The organism is Nocardioides sp. Z35_8 (assembly GCF_059621125.1).
In genome coordinates this window covers 90201-107124 of sequence record NZ_JCAQIE010000005.1, presented here as the reverse complement: position 1 = coordinate 107124, position 16924 = coordinate 90201, and the positions used below count along the sequence as shown (strand labels likewise).

The 16924-nt window shown below is 73.2% G+C and carries 14 protein-coding genes; 9 read left to right on the top strand and 5 right to left on the bottom strand.

The window, feature by feature from the left end; translation table 11 throughout:
- Positions 1–5: 5 nt before the first annotated feature.
- The 3 genes from AC54T2_RS19045 to AC54T2_RS19035 all read right to left on the bottom strand — a co-directional run bounded on the left by AC54T2_RS19045 (position 6) and on the right by AC54T2_RS19035 (position 3216).
- Entirely contained in the window at positions 6–1682 is a 1677-nt protein-coding gene (locus AC54T2_RS19045; RefSeq protein ID WP_489976916.1) for an alpha/beta-hydrolase family protein, read from the bottom strand.
- A gap of 240 nt (positions 1683–1922) precedes the next feature.
- Entirely contained in the window at positions 1923–2723 is an 801-nt protein-coding gene (locus tag AC54T2_RS19040) for an SRPBCC family protein (RefSeq protein WP_496666955.1), read from the bottom strand.
- Between the two features lie 10 nt (positions 2724–2733).
- A complete protein-coding gene (locus tag AC54T2_RS19035) occupies positions 2734–3216 on the bottom strand; it encodes a pyridoxamine 5'-phosphate oxidase family protein (RefSeq protein WP_496666954.1) in 483 nt (160 codons plus the stop codon).
- A gap of 163 nt (positions 3217–3379) precedes the next feature.
- Between AC54T2_RS19035 and AC54T2_RS19030 the strand changes: the two genes are divergently transcribed.
- The gene (locus AC54T2_RS19030) at positions 3380–5743 is read left to right on the top strand and encodes an ATP-binding cassette domain-containing protein (RefSeq protein ID WP_496666953.1); all 2364 of its coding nucleotides are present in this window, start codon (positions 3380–3382) and stop codon (positions 5741–5743) included.
- A gap of 13 nt (positions 5744–5756) precedes the next feature.
- On the opposite strand, the gene AC54T2_RS19025 is transcribed toward AC54T2_RS19030, so the two are convergent.
- Both AC54T2_RS19025 and helR read right to left on the bottom strand, forming a co-directional pair.
- Positions 5757–6386 (bottom strand): sensor domain-containing protein, encoded by a 630-nt coding sequence (locus tag AC54T2_RS19025; RefSeq protein ID WP_186342192.1) that lies wholly within the window; start codon positions 6384–6386, stop codon positions 5757–5759.
- 59 nt (positions 6387–6445) lie between these two features.
- Positions 6446–8647: an RNA polymerase recycling motor ATPase HelR gene (gene helR / locus AC54T2_RS19020; protein WP_496666967.1), complete on the bottom strand. Its 2202-nt coding sequence runs from the start codon at positions 8645–8647 to the stop codon at positions 6446–6448.
- A 67-nt stretch (positions 8648–8714) separates the two neighbouring features.
- Here helR and AC54T2_RS19015 point away from each other — a divergent pair, with 67 nt between their 5' ends.
- From AC54T2_RS19015 to AC54T2_RS18980, 8 genes are all read left to right on the top strand, one after another.
- Complete coding sequence (locus AC54T2_RS19015; protein ID WP_489976912.1) at positions 8715–9155, top strand: YiiD C-terminal domain-containing protein; 441 nt, start codon at positions 8715–8717, stop codon at positions 9153–9155.
- A gap of 4 nt (positions 9156–9159) precedes the next feature.
- Positions 9160–9516, top strand: coding sequence for a DNA polymerase ligase N-terminal domain-containing protein (locus AC54T2_RS19010; protein WP_206054573.1), 357 nt, complete (start codon positions 9160–9162; stop codon positions 9514–9516).
- 31 nt (positions 9517–9547) lie between these two features.
- On the top strand, positions 9548–9757 hold the full coding sequence (locus AC54T2_RS19005) for a sigma factor-like helix-turn-helix DNA-binding protein (RefSeq protein WP_186342194.1): 210 nt from the start codon (positions 9548–9550) through the stop codon (positions 9755–9757).
- Between the two features lie 139 nt (positions 9758–9896).
- Positions 9897–11585, top strand: a complete 1689-nt coding sequence (locus AC54T2_RS19000) for an ABC transporter substrate-binding protein (RefSeq protein WP_496666952.1) — start codon at positions 9897–9899, stop codon at positions 11583–11585.
- Positions 11585–12541 carry an ABC transporter permease gene (locus tag AC54T2_RS18995; protein ID WP_496666951.1) on the top strand — a complete coding sequence of 319 codons (957 nt, stop codon included), beginning with the start codon at positions 11585–11587 and terminating at the stop codon, positions 12539–12541. The genes AC54T2_RS19000 and AC54T2_RS18995 overlap by 1 nt, the downstream gene beginning before the upstream one ends.
- Positions 12538–13425: an ABC transporter permease gene (locus AC54T2_RS18990; RefSeq protein ID WP_496666950.1), complete on the top strand. Its 888-nt coding sequence runs from the start codon at positions 12538–12540 to the stop codon at positions 13423–13425. The genes AC54T2_RS18995 and AC54T2_RS18990 overlap by 4 nt, the downstream gene beginning before the upstream one ends.
- Positions 13425–15245: a gamma-glutamyltransferase family protein gene (locus AC54T2_RS18985; protein WP_496666949.1), complete on the top strand. Its 1821-nt coding sequence runs from the start codon at positions 13425–13427 to the stop codon at positions 15243–15245. The genes AC54T2_RS18990 and AC54T2_RS18985 overlap by 1 nt, the downstream gene beginning before the upstream one ends.
- Entirely contained in the window at positions 15229–16923 is a 1695-nt protein-coding gene (locus AC54T2_RS18980) for a dipeptide ABC transporter ATP-binding protein (RefSeq protein WP_496666948.1), read from the top strand. Before AC54T2_RS18985 ends, AC54T2_RS18980 begins: the two co-directional genes overlap by 17 nt.
- Position 16924 lies beyond the last annotated feature (1 nt).

Genomic DNA, 16924 nt, shown 5'->3' with positions numbered 1-16924 from the left:
GGCGGTCAACGCCGGAGGAGCCGGCGCAGCTCCTCCGTCGTGTCCTCGGTCCACCCGTCGGGCCGCACGAGCTGCACCCACGCCGCCGCGTGCTCGCCGGAGAAGTTGTGGCCGTGGCCCGGCTCGGTGTCGAAGGCCATCGCGAGATCGGCCGAGACCTGGAAGAACGTCACGAGCGGCACCCAGCGCATGCCGCCCGGGACGTCGGCGCCGCGTTCGTCCTCCAGCCAGTCGGGTCGTCGGAGGAGCAGGTCGGGACTCCACCACGTGACCGGGTCGGAGGCGTGCTGGAGATAGAGCACGCGGCTGCCCTCCCACGGACGGTCGGCAGGCGGCGGGCTCTCGGCCCGCGTGGCGAACCGGACGACGCGCCCGTCGCGGTACACCGGCTCGATCTGGGGCGAGCCGGGATCGCGGTCGGCGGACAGCTCGCCCCACAGCCGGTTGAAGCTCGGCGGGCCCACGAAGAGGGCGCCGGTCGTGCGGTTGGCCAGGTCGAACTCGCCGCTGAACGCCTCCTCGGCGCCGAAGGAGCCCAGGCTCTCACCGAAGACGTAGAGCCGCGGCCGGTCGTCGGGCGGGAGCGCCGTCCACCGCTGGTAGACCGCATCGAACAGCCCGCGCCCGGCCTCGCGGGCCCGCTGGGCGTCGACGACGAACGACAGCCAGGACGGGAGGTGGGAGTACTGCATCGCGACGATCGCGGAGTCGCCGCCGGTGACGTACTCGAACCCGGCGGCCGCGCTCGGCTCGACCCAGCCGGTGCCGGTCGTGGTGACCACGAGCAGGTGCTCGCGGTCGAACCCGCCCGCGCGCTCGAGGTCGTCGACGGCGAGCTCCGCGCGCTCCTCGGCGTCGTCGGCGTTGCCGAGCCCGGCGAAGGCGCGGATCGGGTCCATCGCGGCCGTCCCCACGACGTCCTCGATCTGCTCCGCGGTCGGTCCGCCGGCCACGAAGACGCGGCCCTCACGGCCCAGGTCGTCCCAGTCGACGAGCGACTCGGCGCTGCCCGAGCGCAGCGCGGATTCGGGCCGTCGCGCCGAGGAGGGCGTCGTCAGGTCGCCGACGGCGAACGACGCGTCGAGGGCGCGCAGGCCGGCGTCGGCGAGCACCCCGCTCACCAGCGTGACCCCGAGGCCGACCACGACGAGCACCCCCAGGGCCTGGGCCGCCTTCGGCCCGATCCGGCGCTGGAGCAGCCGGACGAGGCGCCGGGTCAGCGCCCGCAGCCCTCGCGCCGCGACGAGCACGAGCCCGGCGACGAGCACCGCGATCACCGGCACGAGCAGCACGGACGCGACGGGCGTGGGCTCGCTGCCGGCGAGGCGGTGGGCCTCCTGCTGCCACCGGGCGCCGAGGAGCAGCATCACGATCCCGCCCACCGCGCCGACCACGGCCAGCGCGGTCGTCGCCCAGCGCGGCCAGGCGCGCCGCGGCCGGTCCCGCACCGCGCTCCAGCACCACGAGCAGAGCACGCCGAGGCCGTAGCCCGCGGCCGCGGCGACACCCGTGACGATGCCCTGGAACAGCGGCGGGCGGGGGAGCAGGGACGGCGTCAGCGAGACGGCGGCGAGCAGCAGCGCCCCGGCGACTCCCGGGGGCACCAGCGCGAGCCGACGCGCGGACGTCCGCGCGAGCGTGTCCAGTCGTGCGAGGGCCGCGCCGGTGGCGTCGCCTGCCATCGGGCACCTCCCGCCCGTCACGGTGAGGTGCCCGCGACGGGCTCCTCGCACCCAGACGGACTATCCCACACCCCGTCCGCGCGGGTCACGGACGCGACGTCCGACCGACGGGTCGGCCTGACGGTCCATCAAGGTATGCACGCCAACCCGCACTTCCCAGCGTGAGCTCAACGAGGGAAGTGCCGGTCCAGCGACATACCTTGATGAACCGTCGGCGGCGGCGGCGGCGCGGAGACGGGCCTACTCGTCCAGCGGGAGCCCGAGCGCCGCGGCCAGCGCGTGGGGGTCGGCCACCGAGAGCGTGACGCCGGGGTGGGTGATCGTGCCGGTCGGGTCGATGGCGGGGACCGCGTCGTGGAACGTGAGGCAGAGCGCACGCTCGCCGTTGGTCGTGAAGGAGACGCCGCGGTCGGCGGCCGACAGGTGGGCGGGGCCGGCGGTCTTGAGCCACGAGAAGCCGCCGGAGATCTGCGCGCCGGCCAGGTTGGCGCGCGGGGTGACCAGGCGCCAGGGGCCGAAGCGGACGTAGAGCCACTGGGGGCCCACCTCCACCGCGGTGCTGGCCGGGGTGACGCCGAAGGCGCGCGCCGCGGTGACGTAGGACGGCGCGAAGGCGAAGTCGAACGCCTCGACCGCCTCGGGGGAGCCCTGGCCGCCGGGCTCGCGCACGAGGCCGCGCAGGGCGGCGGCCGCCGGCACCCGGTAGGGCTGGAGCACCGCGGCCGAGGGACCGGGCACCCGGAGCAGGGCCCGGCTGGCACCGCCCGGTGCGGGCAGGACGTGGTGGTCCATCGTCGTGGTGACGGCACCGCGCCCGGCGCGCCAGCTCCACGACCGCAGCCCGGGGTCGACGCGGACGACCTCGAAGTCGACGGCCACCCCGGCCGGGCCGTGCACCCGGCCGGTGGTGCCGGGCGCCAGGACGTCGTCGGACGACTCGACGTCGCGGATCAGCGGTGCCCACGACGACCATGTCGCGGGGGTGATGAAACGGCGCCACGCCTCGTCGGCGGCGGCGGGACCGTGCGCGTCGACGAGCATGGCGCCGCCCTCAGAGCTGGACGGTGTCGTTGTCGCCCAGGTCGGGCTGGGCGTCGGTGACGAGCCCCTTGGCCACCTGGACCACGAGGGAGACCTTCCCAGGCGACTCCCAGTACTCGGCCGTGTCGCCGTCGATGCGCAGCAGCACGCTCTCGGGATCGTCGGGCCCGCCCGACATGAAGGCGCCGGCGGACGCGTCCCACAGCTCGCGCAGCTTGGCGCGGTCGTCGCTGAGGTGAGCGGTGCCGGACAGCGAGACCCAGCCGGCCTTGCTGGAGTAGGAGACGTTGACCCGCGGGTCGGCCTCGATCGCGCGCACCTTGTCGCTGCTGCGCTCGGTGATGAACCAGGTGGTGCCTGGCTCCTCGAAGTCCTGGGTGCCCATGGGCATGGACACCAACCGGCCGTCGAGCGACACGTAGGTCAGCACGGCGATGTCGGTCTTGTCCATGATCTCGGCCACGGTGGCGGTCTGGTCGTCGTGGGTGCTCATCTCCCGACAGTGACACGCGTCGCCAATCCGGCACCCCACCCAGGAGGCTGGTGCGGTCACAGCGGCGGCGCGCGGGCCGTCGTACTGGCAGGATTGCCCCGGCACTGCAGGGGCACGAGGCCCGTTCCGCCGGGTCCGCGACCAGACAGGGGAGACGCAGAGCATGACGACCACGCACCCGGCCGACGACCACGCGCTGATCAGGGTCGAAGGGGCCCGGGAGAACAACCTCAAGAACGTCGGTGTCGAGCTGCCCAAGCGGCGGCTGACCGTCTTCACCGGGGTCTCCGGCTCCGGCAAGAGCTCGCTCGTCTTCGCGACCATCGCGGCGGAGTCGCAGCGGATGATCAACGAGACCTACAGCGCGTTCGTGCAGGGCTTCATGCCGAGCCTCGCCCGGCCCGACGTCGACCACCTCGAGGGACTCACCACCGCGATCATCGTCGACCAGGAGCGGATGGGCGCCAACCCCCGCTCGACCGTCGGCACCGCCACCGACGCCAACGCGATGCTGCGGATCCTCTACAGCCGCCTCGGCGACCCCTACGTCGGCCCGCCGACCGCGTACTCCTTCAACGTCCCCACGCGGAAGGCGAGCGGGATGATGACCACCGAGAAGGGCGGGCGCACCGAGCGCCAGGTCGTCAAGCAGGAGGTCTACCTCGGCGGCATGTGCCCGCGCTGCGAGGGCATGGGCAAGGTCAACGACATCGACCTGACGGCGCTCTACGACGCGGAGAAGTCGCTCGACGACGGCGCCCTCACCGTGCCCGGCTACTCGATGGACGGGTGGTACGGCCGGCTCTTCGAGGGGATGGGGCTGCCGATGGACAAGCCCATCAAGTCGTTCACCAAGAAGCAGCTCGAGACGATGCTGTGGTCGGAGCCGACCAAGATCAAGGTCGAGGGCGTCAACCTCACCTTCACCGGGATGATCCCGCAGATCCAGAAGTCGATGCTCTCCAAGGACCCCGAGGCGATGCAGCCGCACATCCGGCGGTTCGTCGACCGCGCGGTCACCTTCCAGACCTGCCCGGAGTGCGGGGGCACGCGGCTCACTCCCGAGGCCCGGAAGTCCACGATCAGGGGCAGGTCGATCGCCGACCTGTGCGAGATGCAGATCAGCGACCTCGCCGAGTGGGTGCGCGAGCTCGACGAGCCGTCGGTGGCACCGCTGCTCAAGGGCCTGCAGCACCTGCTCGACTCGTTCTCCGAGATCGGGCTGGGCTACCTCTCCCTCGACCGCCCGGCCGGCACGCTGTCGGGCGGCGAGGCCCAGCGCACCAAGATGATCCGGCACCTCGGGTCGTCGCTGACCGACGTCACCTATGTCTTCGACGAGCCCACCATCGGGCTGCACCCCCACGACATCGAGCGGATGAACAACCTGCTGCTGCAGCTGCGCGACAAGGGCAACACGGTGCTGGTCGTCGAGCACAAGCCGGAGACGATCGCGATCGCCGACCACGTCGTCGACATCGGGCCCGACGCGGGCGCCGCGGGCGGCACCATCTGCTTCGAGGGCGACGTCGACGGCCTCCGCGCCAGCGACACGATCACCGGCCGGCACCTCGACGACCGGGCGCGGCTCAAGGAGTCGGTGCGCGAGGCCACCGGCGCGATGGAGGTGCGGGGCGCCTCGACCCACAACCTGCGCGACGTCGACGTCGACATCCCGCTCGGCGTGCTGACCGTGGTCACCGGTGTCGCCGGGTCGGGCAAGAGCTCGCTCGTCCACGGCTCGCTCGCCGGCCGCGACGAGGTGATCGTGATCGACCAGGGCGCGATCAAGGGCTCGCGGCGCAGCAACCCGGCGACCTACACCGGCCTGCTGGAGCCGATCCGCAAGGCCTTCGCCAAGGCGAACGGCGTCAAGCCCGCCCTCTTCAGCTCCAACTCCGAGGGGGCGTGCCCGACCTGCAACGGCGCGGGCGTGATCTTCACCGAGCTCGGCCCGATGGCGACGGTCGAGTCGCCGTGCGAGGAGTGCGAGGGGCGCCGCTTCAAGGCCGAGGTCCTCGAGCACACCCTCGGCGGCAAGGACATCGCCGAGGTGCACGAGATGTCGGTGGTCGATGCCCTCGCGCACTTCAGCGAGGGGGAGGCCCGGATCCCGGCCGCCGTGAAGATCCTCGAGCGGCTGGTCGACGTCGGGCTGGGCTACCTCTCGCTGGGCCAGCCGCTCACCACGCTGTCGGGCGGGGAGCGCCAGCGCCTCAAGCTGGCCACGCAGATGGGCGAGAAGGGCGACGTCTACATCCTCGACGAGCCCACCACCGGCCTGCACCTCGCTGACGTGGCCAACCTCCTCGGCCTTCTCGACCGCCTCGTCGACTCCGGCAAGTCGGTCATCGTCATCGAGCACCACCAGGCGGTGATGGCCCACGCCGACTGGATCATCGACCTCGGCCCCGGCGCGGGCCACGACGGCGGCACGATCGTCTTCGAGGGACCACCCGCCGAGATGGTGGCGGCCGAGGAGCCCACCCTCACCGGCAAGCACCTGGCCGCCTACGTGGGCGCCTGAGGCGGCGGCCGGGTCAGCGCAGGTGCTCGACGGCGCGCCGACCGAGGACGACCAGCTCCATCCTGGGTGGGACGGCGAACCAGTAGCGGACGTCAAGCACCGACACGGTGCGCCCGACTCGCACGGCGAGCACGCGATCGAAGTAGGACTCGCCCTCCCACGGTCCGGTGGAGACGATGAGCATCCCGGCGGACTCGTCCCCGAGCGTGCGGGGGAACCAGGCGCGCTTCTCGATGTGCCACTGATCCCCGTCGATGATGACGTCGGACTCGCCCACGCAGCGCCTGCTGAAGGTCCGATAGCGATCCACGAGGGCGCGCGCCTCGCGGGTGGAGTGGAAGCGGACGACGGTCTGCTCGACATCACGCACCGACGGAGGCCGCTCGTCGGCGTAGACGCTGCCCTGGATCCGGCTGGCGCCGCTGACCTCTGCTGCTCGGTCGACGCACCTGTGGGGTGCGAGGACGGGGGAGCGCCGCACCTTCACGCGGCTGGAGAGCAGGTAGCCGTAGATGGCTTGGTACTCATCCAACGTCAGGAGGTGCCGGCGCTGCAGCGGCCGAGGTGGCTCCTCCGCAGCGACGACCGGCGCAGGGACCAGCAGCGTCACGAGGACGGCCAGGGCGACCAGCACGCTGCGCATCCGACCAGCATGCGCCCCGACCCCTCCCACCAGCAACGGCCGGCTGGGCCCCGGCGTTCTCACCGCGTGAGCACCACCAGCCGCTGCGTCGCACGGGTCATCGCGACGTAGCGGTCCACCGCGCCGCTGACACCGTCGCCGAGGCGGTCGGGGTCGACCAGCACGACCAGGTCGAACTCGAGGCCCTTGACCAGCTGCGGCGACAGCGAGCGGACGCGCGCCGAGTCGGCGTAGGTCGGATCACCGACCACGACGGCGGTGCCCTCGGCGTGCTCGGCGAGCCACGCGCCGATGATGGCGTCGCGCTCCTCGACGGGCGCGTGGAGGACCGGGATCCCGCTCTCGCGGATCGACGTGGGCACGTTGGCCTCCGGGAGCGCGGCCCGGATGACCGGCTCCGCCTCGGCCATCACCTCGGCGGGAGTGCGGTAGTTGACCGTCAGCGGAGCCACGGTGACCTCGGGCAGACCGACCCGCGCCAGGCGCTCGGCCCACGACTCGCCGAAGCCGTGGCGCGCCTGCGCACGGTCGCCGACGATCGTGAGGCTGCGCGAGGGGCAGCGCCGCAGCAGCATCGCCCACTCGGCGTCGCTGAGCTCCTGCGCCTCGTCGACCACGATGTGGGCGAACGGACCGGCCAGGCGGTCCACGTCGGCGTCGGGCAGGGCCGCGTCGTCGACCAGCGCGCTCTGGAGGTCGTCGTGCACGAGCATCGACACCAGCCCCTCGCCGTAGTCGTCGGCACCGGACTCGCGGGCGGTCGTGCGGAGGTCGTCGATCACCCCGTCCATCCGCGCCCGCTCGCGCGCCTCGACTGCTGCGGTACGACGTCGTCGCCCCGAGGCCTCGGGGTCGCCGAGCCGCAGCCGGGCCGCATCGAGCAGCGGGAGGTCGGCGTCGGTCCAGGCCTCGGGGTCGTCGCGTCGCAGCGCCCGCACCTCGTCGGGAGCCAGCCACGGCGCGCAGTGGCGCAGGTAGGCCGGCACCGTCCACAGGTCGCCGACGAGGTCGGTGTGCTCGATGAGCGGCCAGGCCCGGTCGAACGTGTCGCGCAGCCCGGCATGGCGGTCGAGGACGCGGCGCAGGTCGTCGGGGGAGAGGTCGTCGAGATCGTCGGCCGCCTTGTCCACCAGGACCGTCAGCAGCTCGTCCCACACCTCGTCGCGGGCCAGGTTGTGGGGCGTGCCGGGATCGGAGGAGGCGAACGCCTCCGCCCACTCGGCGGCGGTGATCCGGACGTCCCCCCACGGGGTCTCGACCAGGTAGGACTCCGCCGGCGGCTCCTCGTACAGCGCGACCGCGGGCTGGATCGCCTCGACCATGCGCCGGTCGCCCTTGAGGGCGGCGACACGGGGGTCGGGCTCCGGGCCAGACGTCGCCTCGGGCACGAGGTCACCGATCGTGCACGTCTGCACGCCCTCCTCACCCAGGCTCGGCAGCACGTCGCCGACGTAGACGAGGTAGGGCTGGTGCGGGCCGACGAAGAGCACGCCCCCGCGCCGGTGGCCCAGCCGCGGGTCGGCGTGGAGGAGGTAGGCCGTGCGGTGCAGCGCGACGACGGTCTTGCCCGTGCCAGGACCGCCGTCGACGACCAGCGCGCCACGTGAGCCGGCCCGGATGATGGCGTCCTGGTCGGCCTGGATCGTGGCGAGGACGTCGCGCATGCGGGGCGTACGACTGCCGCCCAGCGTCGCGACGAAGGCCGACTGGTCGTCTAGCGCGGCGCCGTGGCGTAGGGCGTCCTCGGTGAAGGCCTCGTCCCAGTAGTCGACGATCCACCCGCCCGACCAGCGGTAGCGGCGCCGGCTCTCCAGGCCCCGCGGGTGTGCGTGGGTGGCGGCGAAGAAGGGCTCGGCCGCCGGGGAGCGCCAGTCGACGAGCAGCCGCTGCCCGTCGGCGTCCGCGAGCCCGAGGCGCCCGACGTACGTCGGCTCGTCGCGACCCTCGTGCACGATGCGGCCCAGGCAGAGGTCGAGGTCGTAGCGGCGCAGCGCACGCAGGCGCGACGACAGGCGGTGCACCTCCTGGTCGCGCTCGAGGGCGGCGGTGCCGCCGCGCGCCGGGGCCGACCGGGCCTCGGCGAGCCTGCCCTCGAGGTCGGCGATCGCCTGCTCGAGCGCGTCGGCGATGCGGGCGAGGTGCGTGCGGTCGTGGTCGATGAGCGCGGGGTCGGCCTTGGCGACGAGGGCCTCGGGGAGGGCGAAGGGGAACGTGTCGTGGGCGGCGGCGTGGGCGGTGGCGTGGGGGCGTCCGGGCGGCATCACGCCGTGCAGTGTGGGGGCCGACCGGGGTCTTGCGGCAAGGCCCCCGATGGCCTATACGTTGAGAGTGGAGGCAGTCCAGCGCATCGGCTCGGTCCCGATCCTGGACGCCATGGGGATCCGTGTCGTCGAGGTCCGCGCGGGGCACGCGGTGGCCGAGCTGCCGCCCGAGCCCAACGTCAACCACTTCGGCGTGACCTACGCCGGGTCGCTGTTCAGCGTCGCCGAGATGCTGGGCGGTCTGCTCAGCCTGGCGACCTTCGACCTCGAGGGCGAGCTCGCCGGCTTCGTGCCGCTCGTCAAGGAGTCGACGATCCGCTTCCGTCGCCCGGCGATGGGCGTCGTGCGTGCCACGGCGTCGCTGTCGCAGGAGGAGGCGGCGCGGGTGCGGGCCGACGCGCTGGCGTCCGGCCGGGGCGAGTTCGTGCTGGAGGCAACGCTCACCGACGCCGTCGGGGAGGTCGTGGCGACGACCGTCGGGACCTACCAGGTCCGGCGCCTGGGGTGAGCCGGTGAGGTTCGTGCTGCACGACCACCGGCGCCCGAGCCCGCACTTCGACCTGCGACTCGAGGAGGAGGGCGTGCTGCGCAGCTGGGCGGTGCCCAAGGGGCTCCCGGACGACAGTCGGCGCGACCGGCTCGCCATCGCGGTGGACGACCACGACCTGGACCACCTCGCCTACGAGGACGAGCACAAGTCCGTCGCCGACACCGGCACGTGGGAGGAGCACGACCGCGACGGCCGCCGGATCGTGTTCTCCCTGCACGGGCGCGAGGGCGTCCGCCGCTATGCGCTCATCCACACCGGCGGCACGCAGTGGCTCCTGCACCTGACGCGGGCCCAGCCGGAATCCGTCAACGGGGGTTGACATCTCGGCGCAGGTCAACAACAGTTGACGGATGAGGACGGCCATCGACGCCGAAGAGCCGGGGGAGCGCGGTCCGCTCGACGAGCTGGTGCGCATCGCCCGCGCCAAGCACGAGCTGGCCGCCGCCGAGGCCGTCGCGGTGCGGCGCGCTCGCGTCCAGGGGTTCACCTGGGCCGAGATCGGCACGCTGCTGGGCGTGAGCAAGCAGGCGATGCACAAGAAGTACGGCAGGTCCGCCTGACGCCCGCACGCGAGCCCGGCATCCGTTGACCAGCCCCCGGGGCCGGTGTTAGAACAAGGATCGTATACAAAACCGTATACGCCAGTCCGCGTGACCACACCCTCTCGGGAGACTCACCGTGACGTCCAGGCAGACTCGGATGCCGCACCACCGTCCACCCCCCTCTCCGCGACGGGCCACCCGCCCCGGACCGCTCCTGCGCCGGCCCTGGGCCGCGCTCGTCCTGGCCGTCGTCGTCGCGGTGCTGCTGTCCGCGTGCTACGCGGTGCAGCCGCGCGGCGAGACGCCCGAGCGCAAGGACGTGTCGAGCGTCCCGGCCGAGGGCGTGTCGCTGGCCGACGGCGGCGACCTGGTGATGGGCCTCTCGGCCGATCCCGACGTGCTCGACCCGACCACGTCCTCGTCGCTCTACACGCGCTACGTGATGAGCTCGATCTGCGAGAAGCTCTACGACATCGACGCCGACGGCCGCATCGTGCCCCAGCTCGCCACCGACCTCCCCGAGCTCGACGACGGCGGCCGCACCGTGCGGATCCCGCTGCGGCAGGGCGTCACCTTCGCCGACGGGACGCCGTTCGACGCCGAGGCGGTGCAGCGCACCCTCGAGCGCCACCTCGAGAAGGAGGACTCGGCGCGCGCGGCCGAGATGGGACCGGTCGAGAGCGTCGTCGCCGTCGACGACAGCACCGTCGAGCTGAGGTACGCGACGCCGTTCGCGCCCGTCACCGCGTCGCTCGCCGACCGAGCGGGCATGATCTTGAGCCCGCGCGCCCTCGACGACCTCGGTGACGACTTCGGCACCTCGCCGGTGTGCGTGGGTCCGTTCCGGTTCGTCGAGCGGGTGCCGGCGACGTCGATCGTGGTGGAGCGCGACCCGGAGTACTACGCAGCCGACGAGGTGCACCTCGACACGATCACCTACCGCATCATGACCGACGCCAACATCCGCGCCGCCAACCTGCAGTCCGGCGACGTGCACGTGATCGACACCGTCTCGCCGACCACGATCGAGACCCTCGAGCGCGAGCCGGGCATCGGGCTGCTGCAGACCGGCTCGCTGGGCTACCAGGGCATCACGTTCAACCTCGGCAACACCGACGGCGTCGGCACGCCCCCGGGCACGATCGACACCCCGGTCGCCAGCGATCCCCGGGTGCGCGCGGCGTTCGAGCTCTCGCTCGACCGGGAGGCCCTGGTCAACTCGGTGTTCGACAACTGGTTCGAGCCGGCCTGCTCGCCGATCTCGCCAGACACGGTCTATGCCACCGAGGCCAGCAACGAGTGCCCGCCCTTCGACCCCGAGCGGGCCCGCGACCTGCTCGACGAGGCCGGCGTCGACACCCCGGTCGAGCTCACCATGAAGGTCTCCAACACCCCCGACACGCTCCGACTGGCGCAGGCGATCCAGGGCAGCGTCTCGGCCGGCGGGTTCGACATCGAGCTCGAGCCGGTCGAGTACACGACGCTGCTCGACGACCAGACCGGCGGCGACTTCGAGATCCTGCAGCTCGGCTGGTCGGGTCGCATCGACCCGCACGGCAACATGTTCTCCTTCCTCTCCACCGGCCAGGCCAACAACTACTCCGGATTCAGCGACGAGCGCGTCGATGCGCTCCTCGAGCGGGCGGCCGGGGAGGTCGACACCGACCGGCGCGCCGACCTCTACGGGCAGGTGGTCACCCTCGTGCACGAGGTCGACCCGATCGTCTACCTCTACCGCCAGCGCAACCTCACCGGCTACTCCGAGGACGTCGCCGGCGTCAGCACGTACGGCGACGGGGTCGTACGGCTGAGCCGGGCGGGCTTCGTGACGGACGGGGGCTCGTGATGGTGCGCTACCTGCTCGGGCGCCTGGCACAGGCGGTAGTCACCATGTTCCTCGCCTCCCTCGTGGTGTTCTGGGGCGTACGGGCGCTGCCGGGGGATCCCGCCCTGGCCGCCGCGGGGGAGGAGGCCGACCCGGCCACGCTGGCGGCGGTGCGCGCCGAGCTCGGCCTCGACGACTCGCTGCTCGTGCAGTACGGCACGTTCGTGAAGAACCTGCTGCAGGGCGACCTCGGCACCTCGATCGCCACGGGCATCCCGGTCACCGACCTCCTCGGCACGACGCTGCCGGTCACGCTGTGGCTCAGCCTCTACGCCGTGGTGGTCGCCGTGGTGGTGGGGGTCGGTGCCGGGGTCGCGGCCGCGGTGCACCGGGGCCGCTGGCCGGAGTGGCTCGCCAACAGCTTCACGCTGGTCGGCCTGTCGGTGCCGAGCTTCTGGCTGGGCATCCTGGCGATCCTCTACCTGGCGGTGGGGCTGCGCTGGTTCCCGGCGTCCGGCTACGTGCCGGTGAGCGAGGAGCCGCTGCGGGGTCTCTACTACCTGACGCTGCCGGCGCTCGTGCTCGGCACCGCGCTGGCCGCCGTCATCATGCGCCAGACCCGCTCGTCGATGCTCGACACGCTCTCCGCCGACTACGTACGCACCGCACGCGCCAAGGGGATGCCCGGGCGCAGCGTGCTGACCCGGTTCGCCCTGCGCAACTCGCTCATCGTGGTCGTCACCATCATCGGCCTGCAGCTCGGCGGGTTGGTGTCCGGAGCCGTGGTGACCGAGCGGATCTTCGGTCTGCCGGGCTTCGGCAAGCTCACCCTCGACAGCGTCTTCACCCGCGACTACCCGGTGATCCAGGCGGTCGTCCTGGTCACCACGTTCGCCTACATCGTCATCAACCTGGCCATCGACGTCCTCTACTCGGTCATCGATCCCCGCATCCGCGTGGCAGGAGGGGCCCGATGAGCGAGGCCACACCCGTCGTCACCGTCGACGACATCGACCTCGGTCAGCAGCGCGGCCAGGTGCTGCGCCAGCTGGCGCGCAACCCGCTCGGCGTGGTGGGCGGGGCGCTGCTCCTTCTGGTCGTGCTGACCGCGGTGCTGGCGCCCCTGATCGCGCCCTACCCGCCGGAGGAGGTGCACTTCGACCTCCCGTTCCAGCGCGCCTTCACCGACGGCTTCCTGTTCGGCACCGACGACCTCGGCCGCGACATCCTCTCGCGCATCGTCTACGGCACCCGGGTCTCCCTGCTGGTGGGCGCGCTCAGCGTGCTCCTCGCGGTGGTGGTCGGCACCCCGCTCGGGCTGCTGGCCGGCTACGTGCGCTGGGCCGACGTGGTGGTCTCGCGGTTCACCGACCTCACGCTGGCCTTCCCGTTCCTCATCGTCGCCGTCGGGCTCGCCGCCATCAACGGACCCAGCGTCTACAACGCCGCGATCGCGCTGGGCATCGCCCAGGTGCCCACCATGGTGCGGGTGGTGCGGGCGGAGACGCTGCGCGTGAAGGAGCGCGAGTTCGTGCTCGCGGCCCGCGCCCTCGACGCCTCCGGTGCCCGGATCCTGTGGCAGCACGTGCTGCCCAACGCGGCGTCGGCGTTGATCGTGCAGGCCACCGTCATCATGCCGGTCGCCGTGATCGGCGAGGCGTTGCTGTCGTTCCTGGGCCTCGGCATCCAGCCGCCCACCCCGAGCCTGGGCATCATGCTCTCCGACGCGCAGCAGTACATCTTCCGCGCGCCGGCCGCGGCGATCTTCCCGGGCCTCACGATCGCCGTGATCTGCCTGGGCTTCAACCTGTTCGGCGACGCCCTGCGCGACGCCCTCGACCCCACCACCCGGAGGCGCTGATGACGGCCGACCCCGGCGCCTTCGTGGCGCCCCCCGAGCACACCACGAGGCCCACGCTGCGGGGCAGGTTCGGCATGTGTGCCTCCACCCACTGGGTCGCGAGCGCGGTCGCGCAGTCCGTGCTCGAGCGCGGCGGCAACGCCTTCGACGCGGCGGTGGCGGGCGGCTTCGTGCTCCACGTGGTCGAGCCGCACCTCAACGGCCCCGGCGGCGACATGACCGGCCTGTTCGCCACCGCTGACGACCCCAGGCCGCGGGTGCTGGTGGGCCAGGGTCCGGCCCCGGCCGGCGCGAGCATCGAGCACTACCGGGCCGAGGGCCTCGACCTCGTGCCCGGCACGGGTGCGTTGGCCGCGGCGGTGCCGGGCGCCGTCGACGCGTGGCTGCTGCTCCTGCGCGACCACGGCACCTGGGAGCTCGCCGACGTCCTCGCGCCGGCGATCGAGTACGCCGAGGAGGGGCACCAGATCTCGGCTCGCGCGGCGCAGACGGTGGCCGCCACCGCCGGGCTGTTCCGCGAGCACTGGCCCACCTCGGCCGACCTCTGGCTGCCGGAGGGACGACCGCCCGGGGCCGGCGACGTCGTCCGGCTGACCACGTACGCCGCCACCCTGCGCCGCCTGGTCGGTGCGGGCGCGGGCGCGCGCGACCGCGCGGGCCGCATCGAGGCGGCCCGTGATGCATGGGGGAGCGGGTTCGTGGCCGAGGCGGTCGAGGGGTTCGTCGCGACCCCGCACCGCCACAGCGACGGCGCCGACCACGAAGGTGTGCTCACCCGCGCCGACATGGCCGGCTGGCGCGCCGGCTACGAGGAGCCGGCGACCCTCGACGTCCACGGCGTCACGGTCTGCAAGACCGGCGCCTGGGGCCAGGGCCCGGTCCTGCTGCAGGCGCTCGCGATCCTGGCCGGCTTCGCCGACGACGAGGTCGACCCGTCCACCGGCGCCGGCGCCCACCGGGTGCTGGAGGCGCTCAAGCTCGCGCTGGCCGACCGCGACGCCCACTACGGCGACCCCGCGGACGGCCCCGGCGTGCCCCTCGACGTGCTGCTCTCGCCCGCCTACGCGGCCGAGCGCCGCGCGCTCATCGGCGAGGCGGCCTCCCACGACTACCGGCCGGGCGACGTGGGCTCCACGCCGGTCTACCTGCCGCCCCTGCTCACCGAGGCGCCCGACGACTCCGCCGACGCCGCCGTGGGGGAGCCGACCGTCGGCGCGGTCGGGGACGTACGACGCGGTGACACCTGCCACCTCGACGTCGTCGACCGGTGGGGCAACCTCGTCTCCGCGACGCCCTCCGGCGGCTGGCTGCAGTCCTCGCCCACGATCCCGGAGCTGGGGTTCTGCCTCGGCACCCGGCTGCAGATGACCTGGCTCGACGAGCGGGCACCGTCGGCGCTGCGCCCGGGCCGGCTCCCGCGCACGACCCTGAGCCCCACGCTCGTGCTGCGCGACGGCCGGCCGTGGTGCGCGCTCGGCACCCCCGGCGGCGACCAGCAGGACCAGTGGCAGCTGCTCTACCTGCTGCGGGTGCTGCGCGGTGGCTACTCGCCGCAGCAGGCGATCGACGCCCCCGCGCTCCACACCACCTCGATGTCCGGCTCGTTCTGGCCGCGCACCTGGACCCCGGGCGGCGCGGTCGTGGAGGACCGCCTCGGCGAAGAGGTCATCGCCGACCTCGAGCGGCGCGGACACGTGGTCACCCGCGCCGGCGACTGGTCGCTCGGCCGGCTCTCCGCCGTCGCGCGCGACCCGGCCACCGGCCTCCTGGAGGCCGCCGCCAACCCGAGAGGGGAGCAGGGCTATGCCGTCGGACGCTGAGACCACGCCCGTCACCACGCAAGGGACAGCGCAGGAGGCCGTGCCCGAGGCGGCGCCGCTGCTGCGGATCACCGACCTCGAGGTGAGCTACTACGGCACCCCAGCGCTGCACGGCGTCGACCTCACCGTCGCCGAGGGGGAGCGGGTGGCCCTGGTCGGGGAGTCGGGGTCGGGCAAGTCCACGACGGCGGCGGCCGTGATCGGCCTGCTCCCCGGCGGCGGCACCGTGACCCGCGGCCGCATCGAGTTCCGCGGCGAGGACGTCACCCACGCCGACGAACGACGGCTGCGCCGCCTCCGCGGACGACAGGTCGGGCTGGTGCCGCAGGACCCGATGTCCAACCTCAACCCGGCCACCCGGGTGGGCCAGCAGGTCGCCGAGACGCTGGTCGCCCACCGGCTCGCCTCGCGACGAGAGGCCCGCCGTCGCGCGGTGGAGCTGCTCGGCGAGGCGGGCATCCCGGACGCCGAGCGGCGCAGCCGCCAGTACCCGCACGAGTTCTCCGGCGGGATGCGGCAGCGGGTGCTCATCGCCATCGCGCTGGCGTGCGAGCCCGACCTGCTGATCGCCGACGAGCCCACGTCGGCCCTCGACGTGACGGTGCAGCGCACGATCCTCGACCACCTGGAGACGCTGCGGGCCGAGCGCGGCGCGTCCATGCTGCTCGTCACCCACGACCTCGGGCTGGCCGCCGACCGCGCCGACCGGGTCGTGGTGATGTCGGAGGGCCGCATCGTCGAGCAGGGACCGGCACGCGAGCTGCTGCGCCACCCGCAGCACGAGTACACGCAGCGCCTCGTGGCCGCGGCGCCGTCGGTCGCCAGCGCCCGCGTCGCGGCCGGGGCGCCCGTCGGCGTCCGGACCGAACCTCGGGACGGGTCGTCCGAGCAGGGGACCGGGCCGATCCTCGCCGTCGAGCACCTGACGAAGGAGTACCACCTGCGCGGCGGGCGCGGCCGGCTCACCGCCGTCGACGACGTGTCGTTCGAGGTGCCCGCAGGCACCACGACGGCGGTCGTGGGGGAGTCGGGGTCGGGCAAGACCACCGTGGCCCGGATGGTGCTCGGGCTGGTCACGCCGACCGCGGGCGAGGTGCGGGTCGACGGCGGCCACGTGGCCGCGGCCAGGGGAGCGAAGCGGCGGGCGATCCGGCGCGCGATGCAGCCGGTCTTCCAGGACCCGTACGCCTCCCTCGACCCGATGTTCACCGTCGAGCACATCGTCGACGAGCCGCTGCGGGTCTTCGGGGTGGGCGACCGGCGTACGCGGCGGGCCCGGGTGGCCGACCTGCTCGACCACGTCGCGCTGCCGCACTCGGTGGCCCAGCGCCACCCCAACGAGCTCTCCGGCGGCCAGCGGCAGCGCGTGGCGATCGCCCGCGCGCTCGCGCTCAACCCCCGGCTGGTGGTGTGCGACGAGGCGGTGTCGGCGCTCGACGTGCTGGTGCAGGACCAGATCCTCACGCTCCTCGCCGACCTGCAGCGCGACCTCGGGCTCTCCTACCTCTTCATCACCCACGACCTCGCCGTGGTGCGGCTGGTCGCGCAGGACGTGGTGGTGATGCAGCAGGGCCGGCTCGTCGAGACGGGCGCCGTCGACGACGTCTTCGAGCGGCCCTCCTCCGACTACACCCGCGAGCTGCTGGCCGCGATCCCGGGAGCCGGGGTGTTCTCGTGAG

What these genes read in the sequence shown, in the direction of transcription:
- helR (WP_496666967.1), bottom strand. Translation starts at nt 8,647, where the DNA reads ATGCCGCCCGGACGCCCCCACGCCACCGCCCACGCCGCCGCCCACGAC.
- AC54T2_RS18980 (WP_496666948.1), top strand. Translation starts at nt 15,229, where the DNA reads ATGCCGTCGGACGCTGAGACCACGCCCGTCACCACGCAAGGGACAGCG.
- AC54T2_RS18990 (WP_496666950.1), top strand. Translation starts at nt 12,538, where the DNA reads ATGAGCGAGGCCACACCCGTCGTCACCGTCGACGACATCGACCTCGGT.
- AC54T2_RS19030 (WP_496666953.1), top strand. Translation starts at nt 3,380, where the DNA reads ATGACGACCACGCACCCGGCCGACGACCACGCGCTGATCAGGGTCGAA.
- AC54T2_RS18995 (WP_496666951.1), top strand. Translation starts at nt 11,585, where the DNA reads ATGGTGCGCTACCTGCTCGGGCGCCTGGCACAGGCGGTAGTCACCATG.
- AC54T2_RS19040 (WP_496666955.1), bottom strand. Translation starts at nt 2,723, where the DNA reads ATGCTCGTCGACGCGCACGGTCCCGCCGCCGCCGACGAGGCGTGGCGC.
- AC54T2_RS19005 (WP_186342194.1), top strand. Translation starts at nt 9,548, where the DNA reads ATGAGGACGGCCATCGACGCCGAAGAGCCGGGGGAGCGCGGTCCGCTC.
- AC54T2_RS19025 (WP_186342192.1), bottom strand. Translation starts at nt 6,386, where the DNA reads ATGCGCAGCGTGCTGGTCGCCCTGGCCGTCCTCGTGACGCTGCTGGTC.
- AC54T2_RS19045 (WP_489976916.1), bottom strand. Translation starts at nt 1,682, where the DNA reads ATGGCAGGCGACGCCACCGGCGCGGCCCTCGCACGACTGGACACGCTC.
- AC54T2_RS19035 (WP_496666954.1), bottom strand. Translation starts at nt 3,216, where the DNA reads ATGAGCACCCACGACGACCAGACCGCCACCGTGGCCGAGATCATGGAC.
- AC54T2_RS19000 (WP_496666952.1), top strand. Translation starts at nt 9,897, where the DNA reads ATGCCGCACCACCGTCCACCCCCCTCTCCGCGACGGGCCACCCGCCCC.
- AC54T2_RS18985 (WP_496666949.1), top strand. Translation starts at nt 13,425, where the DNA reads ATGACGGCCGACCCCGGCGCCTTCGTGGCGCCCCCCGAGCACACCACG.